This is a genomic window from Petrotoga halophila DSM 16923 (genome assembly GCF_002924615.1).
Map to the genome: position 1 here is coordinate 1 of NZ_JALY01000032.1, position 7,508 is coordinate 7,508.

5 protein-coding genes are annotated in these 7,508 nt (G+C 34.4%); all 5 read right to left on the minus strand.

Going from position 1 to position 7,508, the window contains the following annotated elements:
- Positions 1-530, minus strand: a 530-nt coding sequence (locus AA81_RS01440; RefSeq protein ID WP_211292618.1) for an alpha-glucuronidase family glycosyl hydrolase, incomplete at its 3' end; no start/stop codon positions are given.
- Positions 531-580: 50 nt separating this feature from the next.
- Positions 581-3,706: an endo-1,4-beta-xylanase gene (locus AA81_RS01445; RefSeq protein WP_103078985.1), complete on the minus strand. Its 3,126-nt coding sequence runs from the start codon at positions 3,704-3,706 to the stop codon at positions 581-583.
- A 128-nt stretch (positions 3,707-3,834) separates the two neighbouring features.
- A complete protein-coding gene (locus tag AA81_RS01450; protein ID WP_103078986.1) occupies positions 3,835-4,632 on the minus strand; it encodes a polysaccharide deacetylase family protein in 798 nt (265 codons plus the stop codon).
- 59 nt (positions 4,633-4,691) lie between these two features.
- Positions 4,692-6,608 carry a right-handed parallel beta-helix repeat-containing protein gene (locus tag AA81_RS01455; RefSeq protein ID WP_103897953.1) on the minus strand — a complete coding sequence of 639 codons (1,917 nt, stop codon included), beginning with the start codon at positions 6,606-6,608 and terminating at the stop codon, positions 4,692-4,694.
- 39 nt (positions 6,609-6,647) lie between these two features.
- On the minus strand, positions 6,648-7,508 hold an 861-nt coding region (locus tag AA81_RS01460; protein WP_103897954.1), incomplete at its 5' end, for an ABC transporter ATP-binding protein.

Consider the following 7,508-nt stretch of genomic DNA (forward strand, 5'->3'; position numbering starts at 1 on the left):
GATTTACCTGGGTATCCTCTTTCAATGCTTCCATCCAAATTATCCCAGTGATTAATAATTCTCAGAGGGATATAAGGTTTCTCTAATAGATTTAACTGATCTAAAGGTTTTTCCATTTGTATGTTTTGGATTAATTTGTAGGTACCGTATAGCAAACCTTCATCAGATTTCGCTGTTATTAATATAAATTTTTTTGTAGAATTTTCTACTTTTTTGATCAAAAAGCCCTCTTCATTTAATGAGGTGTATTCTTCTTCTTTTATTGTGTTACTGAAAAATGAACACCCATCTAATTTCGAAATTATTGTAAAAGTACGTTTAATAGGCTTGTTAGTTATGATGGCCTCTATATTAAAAAATTTTTTTATACTATAATAAAGTTCATTTTTAATAGAATCGATTATATATCCGTCGATATTTATTACAATGTTTTTTAAATATTCTTTATATTGATCATATAAACTTGGAGTTTCTAATCTTTGATAATTTAACCAACATTGATAATCTACATCATTTGAATATGGAAACATTCAAACTTCCTCCTAGCCACCAAGAATAAACAAAAAGTACTAATTTTTACTTATTTTTCTAAAATAATATTACCAAAGTTCACAGTGCTCTGATAGTTATTCCCAGTTGGGTCATTCCAAGTAGTTATACCTACTCTACTTCCAGTCGCACCCGCATCGTTGACTTGAACATCAAATCCAACGACTTCTCCTCCACTTGGGGAAATAAATCTCCAGGAAATTGCAGCTTCTACTATATAACCACTTTCTATAATCTTTGTAGTAGTTTTAAAATTGGCCGCAGAGCCTCCCGTACCAAATGAAGGGGTATTTACGTAATTGATTCTATACTGTGCATCATCATTTTCGTAAAAACCTGTTTTATTATTATTTTCATCTATGAATATTTCTAATGAATCCTGCTCCCAAGCGTTTGTATTTTCTTTATTAAGAACCGGATCTTCAACAATAGCCAATACATACAAGGCATTTTCATCCCAAAGTACTCGAAAGTTGGCCTTTGCGTTATTTGAGCTACCCGATACAATAGTTTCGGTGATATATTCTTCGCTTTGAAACCAAACCTCATCTATTTCTCCATCTATAATCGGTGTACCATATTTTGCTGTTCCTACGGATACACCTTCCAAGGTTAATACTCCATAATTTATTGTTTGCGATTTCTGTTGATTTGTGTTATCACTCCAACTATATATGTTCTCCCCGTCTATTACTGCTATGTCAAATCCAATTTCTTTCCCTTTTTCTAATTTCGCCGAAAGATTTATGGAACATTCAAAAGAATACTTTTTATAACCCGGGCTAACAAAATACTCAACTTCCATATCTTCTTTATTTTTCTTAACAGTCCAATCTGGATGAATAATTACCCATATATCATCTTCTTGTAGGTAAGGTGTCTTGGCATTATTAGGATCAACGAATATCGCCACTCCATCTTCTTCATCACTTGTTTCATTAAAGACCTCACCATAAACAAATAATTTGTTTTCATTCCATATTATTCTTGCATTAAGCTTTTCTTCACCATTCTCATCATATATGAATATTGGCTTTGAAAACAAATAATCATCATCTAACATACCATATGGAATAGCGGTCCCTTGAGAGATTGCATTGGATTTTGGAACTATTGGCAAAACAGTTGGTTCTACAATTCCCCAATATGCATATTTTGATTGATAATCTTTATCAAACAAAAGCGGCCAATCGTTTCTGGTTTGATTTTTCCAAGAATAGTCGTCTTTAAGGCCCCAGAAAGTTGCACTGGTTATAACATCATCGTATTTTTTGAGAATATCAAAAAGTTCTTGGTATTTGTACCCTTGCTCTACTAAGGCTTCGTATGGTGGAGACATGTAGTTGGATCCTTGATCTGTATAAACACTCATGTCAATTTCAGTTATTTGAATTTCTATACCAGGAATAGAACTAAATAACTTAATAGCCTCTTCAACTTGTTTGAGATCTGTTCCAATTCCAATATGCATTTGCATTCCAATTCCATCAATTGGAACTCCTTTTGCCTTTAATTCCTTTACCATGTTGTATATATAATCTCTCTTTTTTGGTTCGTAAGTATTGTAATCGTTATAGAAAAGCTTAGCGTTTGGATCGGCTTCATGAGCGAATTTGAATGCATACTCAATATACTCTGGGCCCATGATTTCATACCAAAGAGACCTTCTATAACCATCTGGTTGATTGGGATCAATGGCTTCATTAACAACATCCCATGCATATACTTCTCCTTTGAAATGTCCGACAACGTCGTGTATATAAGTTTCCATTCTTGAAAGAAGTTCATTCTTTAAAATTAAATTTCCATCTTCGTCTTTAAAGAACCACTCAGGTGTTTGACTGTGCCAGACTAACGTATGTCCACGAACTTTTATGCCTTTTTCTTTAGCATATTCAATATACTCATCGGCAACTGAAAAATCATAACTTCCTAAGTCCATTAAAATACTTTCTGGCTTCATTTCGTTTTCAGCGGTAATAGAGTTAAAGTGCTTTTCGACCATCTTCATTTCAAGTGGGTTAATTAGAACTTTGTAAGGAATAGCAACTCCTATATCAAAATTGTCTTTATATTTATCTTTTAAATCTATAATTTCCCATTCAGGTTCATAGAGAGGAATCGATTTATCTGTCATTGAAAAATCATCCAAATAAAATGAGAGCGTTGGATTTGGTGATTCAACATAAAAGATCAATCCTTCCACTACTGTTCCAGATTTAACGGTATAAGAACCTGTCAATTGTGTCCATGTATTTGAAGGAACCTTTTTTTGCCATAAGATCGTATCGTAGTTAGTATTAGCATCAGAAGCGTATTTTCTTTGCATTGTGAGAGTGATTAATTGATCTTGCCCGGTATCTTGATACACATATATTTCGAAATCATAACTGGTTCCAGGTTTTAAAGTTTTTGTAAGATTTATTTGTGCGCCATTCCAATTACTTTTCCTACCCTCAACAGCTAAAGAATATTTCCCGCTATGGGATACTTCATTAGATAGCGAAATAGAGACTCCATCTCCTCTTGGTTCCCAACTATGCTGTTTGTCTTCAAAGCTTGTCTTAGAGATCACTCCTGCTCTTTCAACTTTGTTAGTTCCCAGAATCTGAAAGTTGTCTATATAGTATGTGAAATTACTTTCCAAAGGAGTTACTATTCTCAAGGAAAACTTTTCAACGGGTTCATTAAAACTGAATTTGAACTCTTCATTTATCTCTTTCCAATAATTTGGCATCACAACCTTCTCTGCGATTGTTTCAAAGCGCTCCCCTTTACTATCTTTTATATAAGCTACTAACCTAAATAATTGAGGATCAGGAGAAGTTTGATAAATATGAGTAGTAATTTGGAAATTAGCTGAATTAAAAATTTGCCAATCTTTTGTTAGATCAATTTCTGCACTTTCCCATTCTGAGGTTCTATTCTCTATCTTTAAGGATTTTTGACCTTCGAAGGAAAATTCATCTACTTCTGTAATCGACACTGCTTCTCCAACTTTTTCAATTTGAACCGGTTCTTCGAAGTTCAAAACCATCTCATAATCTCCTGGATTTATAAATCCATTTAGACTATTTGTTTGATTTGATCCTCCCAATAGAATAGCAGCCAGTAAACCAACACCTAACAATGAGGTTACAAATAATAAATCCTTCATTTCATCACTCCTCCTTTCCACAAATTTAGTACTGCCCGAGATATTCCAAAACATACTTTACAAACGTCACCTTCTGAACCTCTTTTAAAATCAAAATCTTATTCCCACTATGACACTTAGATTTCGAACTATAAAGTCAGATATCTGCCGCCTTCTACCTTCACTGGACTACCATCCACTCCTATCCATACTGTTAAAGCAGAAGGATTATAAACTATTTTTTTATTTACACTAAATTTTAGATTCTTTAAAGCTTTCAAATAATCCATGATCTCTGCATTTGTCTCATACCAAATTGTTTCATCGTTCGATATTTTTTTGCAAAACTCTTCAATCAGATCCCAGTTATTATTCCTTTCAAATTCAAAACTGTGCCCCCATACATACAACAAAGGCATAGTTTCATTAGATTCTAATTTCTTAAATTCTTCATATTTTTTTAACAAGTTATCATCATGATGACAAGTAGGATTCCACCTTAAAAAATGTGTAGGTAGAGAAAAGTTACCATGAGAATTAACAGTTCTTGAATATTCAATTCCCAAATATGGAAGTAATTCTAAAAGTTCTTCACCGTAATCCCCATAAGGATATGACATACCCCTTATTGGATAGTTTACTAAAGACTCTAATCTTTCCCTATCCTCCATAATTTCCTCAATTATTGATTCCTTTGGTACTCTTGTGAGATAAGGGTGATTTAATGTATGTATAGCAACTTCATTACCCTCAAAGAGATCCCTTATTTCGGAAGAGTTTAAAAATGGTTCTGAATCTAATTTTCCTGAATTTAAATGGAAGGTACCTTTGATTCCGTACTTATTGAAGATCCTTATCAATCTTCTGTCATAAATTTGTCCATCATCATAACTCATGGTTAAAGCCTTTATTTTGCCTTGTGGATAAAAGCCGAAAGATATTTTCATGGTATACTGGCTCCTTCTCAATAGTTCTAAAAAAATGGAACATTTAGTATTGATTTTTATTACCAAACTTTGATATAGTTCTTACCTTTTTTCAAAGTAGAGATTGGACCTAAGGAACTTTTCTCAGGTTTTTGTTCATCTAAAAAGTCTGTGTCTAAGACTAAATTTCCCCCATCAGGACGTTCAAAATCAGCATCAACAATCCTAACTCTTTCTAAAGAATTTGTTGAACATACTTCGCCTACAATATTTTCAAAAGTATCGGGAAGTTCACAAGACATATAAACTTCTTCACCTTGCTCGATAACAGTAAATCTTGGATCAAAATTTTTATCAACTAATTTCTCTTTTTCTCTTTCAAATGGTTCTGCTCCATTGAAGTAAGCATTGTTATTAATATACACCGGTTGTTCTATTAACTCAAGCATTTTAATATCCCAACCTTTTTCATCCACCTTCTTCAAGTACTCTTCTAATGATGTTGTATGATTCATATAATGTGATGTCCCAACACCTTCCAATTCATCTTTCCCAATAAAGATATTGTTGTAGAAACGATCATCACCACCGTAAACACAGGCATACCCTGCAACCGTTGTACTATGTGGTCTATGGTATGGAGTATAACGATTTAATACTTTTCTTTTCTCCATCTTACCAGCAATTAAATTGTTAATGTAGGCACCACCCTGAGACATGTTATCTATTGCATATTCAGAAGCTAAGATGTTGTGATCTATAACATACGGGCCATGACTTACTTCCACAAATAAATCACGATTATTTTTGTAAAATAAGTTTTTACTTACCCTTGTTCCTTGTGCTTGCCAATCCAGCCATAACCCTAAAGAACAATCATGTATGCGATTATGATAAATCTGAACATCTATGGCTGCATGTAATTTGATACCTGCAATCTCATGTCCCCAAAATTCTCTTTTTATAGCAATTCTATAAATGTGGTTATTGTAGATTTCACTAAAAACACATCCTAAATGACCTACAATCGCATTTTGACCACAATCATAAATTGTATTGTTCCGAATAATATGTGACCCGATACTTTCTTTACTCCATCCGATATGTTCAGCACTAAAAACAGATTCTAATTGGTATTGATGCCCAGTTTTGTCTTTACGAGTTGAATGATATAGATGTCCTGTCGAACCTTCCTTACCTATACTTATTGCACTACATTTTGAATCATGAATAATATTGTTTTCAATTATCCAACCTTTACTCCAATTTGCTCCAATTAATCCAGGTTGATCTGCTGTTGGCGGAACCCATGGTGTTGCAGCATGAGCCATTTCAAAACCTTTCACGGTTATATAATCTCTCCCAATTTGATCTGGATAAAAACAGGATCTGCGTACATTGATCTCTACTAATTCTTCATTTGGGTTCGCACCATGGAAGTTTGCGTATATAGTTGTTTTTTGATCATCTACTTCCGCATACCAAACATACTTTGTTTGCTCTGGATTTAAAACCGGAACCTTTTTTTGTGTCCAATGGTCTACTGTCTCTGTTCTAACCTTAGGATCTTTTAAATCTTCAAAACTGTTAGCTTCGTAAAACGACATACCGTTTAGATAAACATCTCCTAAATGTCTCTTCTGATCAGTCGTAACAAGCCAATCTCCAAATATTTCTTCTTTGTACGGATTAAAGTCACCAAAAAAAGAGTTCGGTAATTCACATTTCCAGATGTTTCCTTCAACCTTTTGCCAATCTTGGATCCTTTCAGATCCTTTAATAATTACCTTTTCTCCTTCAGCTGCTTGATAGGTAATTCTTCTTTTGTTGCTTAATCCTTTGTTTTTAGGTTTTACCCATTCACGATATACCCCTTCGTGAACTATAACTTTATCTCCAGCCATAGCAACAGAAGCGGCTTTATTTATCGTTAAAAAAGGATCTTGTTCACTTCCTAAAGCTTGATCAGAGCCAGTCTTTGCCACATGATATTCCATGTTTTTTAAATCCCCCTTTTTATTTGTACGACTCTTGTTTTATTTATCTCCCTTATTCTCATACAACCAACATCGAACCATACGATTTTCTGTTTGTATTTCTGGTGGTATATTATCTTTACACTTTTCCATAACAAACGGACATCTACCTGCAAACTTACATCCTTTTCTCATGTACTCTTCTGTTTCCAACTCTTTTATACTTATCCGTTCTGTCCATTTCTTTTTCGGATCTGGTTCAGGTATCGATTCTTTCAGCATCTGTGTGTATGGGTGTTTCGGATTCATCAGTACATCTTCCACCCCACCCATCTCTATTATGTTCCCTCTGAACATTATCCCTATCCTGTCACTTACGTAGTATGCGGTTGCTAAATCATGCGTTATGTACAATACACTTACGTTGTACTTGTCCCTTAAATCTTTGAACAAGTTCACTATCGACATCCTCAACGATGCATCCACCATCGATACCGGTTCGTCCGCTACCAACAACGATGGTGTCGTTATGAGCGATCGGGCTACCGATATCCTTTGTAGTTGCCCTCCTGAAAATTCGTTGGGGTACCTTCCTTTTACTTCCGTTATACCTAATCCTACCGCCTTTAGTGCTTCTTCTACCCTTTTTCCATTCCCGTTCTTTGTTATCCCGTATTGTTTTGCTGTGTCGTATAGGTATCTGTCTACCTTCCTCAACGGATTGAATGTTTCAAAAGGATTTTGAAATACCGATTGTACTTCTTTCATGAACTCTTTTTTCTCTTCCCATTTTTTTAGGTTTACTATGTCTTTGCCTTTGTAGTACACTTCACCTTGTGTTGGTTCAAGAAATCCTAGCAGCATCTTTGAAACTGTTGATTTCCCACATCCACTTTCCCCCGCAAGTGTGAATATTTCATT